Genomic DNA, 1,169 nt, shown 5'->3' with positions numbered 1-1,169 from the left:
TTATCGAATATGGCAGGCATTTAATAAGTTACATAATTTTGTGCATATTATTATTTATTTAATAAAATTATATGTATTTATGCATGCAGGATCCTCGGCAAAAATATCGTTGAAGGTTGCATATGCCCTGGCCCTTGAACCACCACATACATCAGAATAACCACAGCTTCCACACAGTCCCTCCAAATTTTCGGGATTTCTTAAACGCCTTAAAATGTCATTATTCTGATAAATATGGACAATTGATTCTCTCTTGACATTTCCAAGAACAACCGGTAAAAATCCACTTGGATAAACATCACCGTTATGGGATACAAAAATAATTCCCTTACCGTCCCTGGTTTTTTCCATGTGCACGTGCGGTTTTCCATCAGGCAAGCCCAGAAGCTCATGGGTTTTTCTTATTAGTTCCCTGTAAAGTGATGTACCGTGATATGTTTCCTTTTCGTCTGCAATTCTTCTAAATATTGGAGATTCAACAGTTCTTACAGTCATATTGTATGATGTGATGTAGTAAAGCCAGTGGTTTACATCCTCATATTCCAGTGGGGTTAAATCCTCGAAATCTATTGATCTGCCGGTTTTTATAAGGAAAAATACCTCCCACACCCTTATATTATTAGTTATTAATAATTTAAGAATATCCGGGAGTTCCATTATATTCTTTTTTAGAACAACAGTATTTATTTGCACGGGCATTTTATGATTTCTGGCGGTATTAATTGCCTCCATTGTTTTATCAAACACCCAATCATACCCGCGCAGCCAGTTGTGTGTTTCCCTAAGTCCATCAAGGCTTAGTGATATTGAAAGTACATTGTATTTCTTAAGAAGTTCAAATGATTCATCATTAAGCCTTGCAGTGGCAGCGGGGCTGGCAGAAACTGGAATCTTATATTCATATGCTGTTCTAAGTATCTCCTCAAGCCCCTCCTTTTTAAGCATATCCCCGCCAGTTAAAATCAATATTGGATATGGTTTTCCAAAATTTCTAATGGATTTAACAAAATTAACTGATTGATCAACAGTCATCTCGTCTGGAAGCCTTGCCTCAATGGCTGATGCCCTGCAGTGTTTACATGCAAGATCACATGCCTTTGTTGTTTCATAAAAAACAAGTATTGGCTTGTTATTATAATTATACATAATTAATATATTTATTATTTATA

At 35.8% G+C, this 1,169-nt stretch carries 1 protein-coding gene; it reads right to left on the bottom strand.

The window, feature by feature from the left end; all coding sequences use genetic code 11:
- Positions 1 to 54: 54 nt before the first annotated feature.
- The gene (locus AOG55_RS04510) at positions 55 to 1,146 is read right to left on the bottom strand and encodes a TIGR04053 family radical SAM/SPASM domain-containing protein (RefSeq protein WP_048101185.1); all 1,092 of its coding nucleotides are present in this window, start codon (positions 1,144 to 1,146) and stop codon (positions 55 to 57) included.
- Between the last annotated feature and the right edge of the window lie 23 nt (positions 1,147 to 1,169).

The organism is Acidiplasma cupricumulans, assembly GCF_001402935.1.
Classification (GTDB): Archaea; Thermoplasmatota; Thermoplasmata; order Thermoplasmatales; family Thermoplasmataceae; genus Acidiplasma; species Acidiplasma aeolicum.
Note: the sequence above shows the minus strand (reverse complement) of the source record. Positions and strands in the feature narration are given on the sequence as shown.

Excerpts from the sequence above, each read along its gene's own strand:
- AOG55_RS04510 (WP_048101185.1), bottom strand. The coding sequence starts at position 1,146 with ATGTATAATTATAATAACAAGCCAATACTTGTTTTTTATGAAACAACA.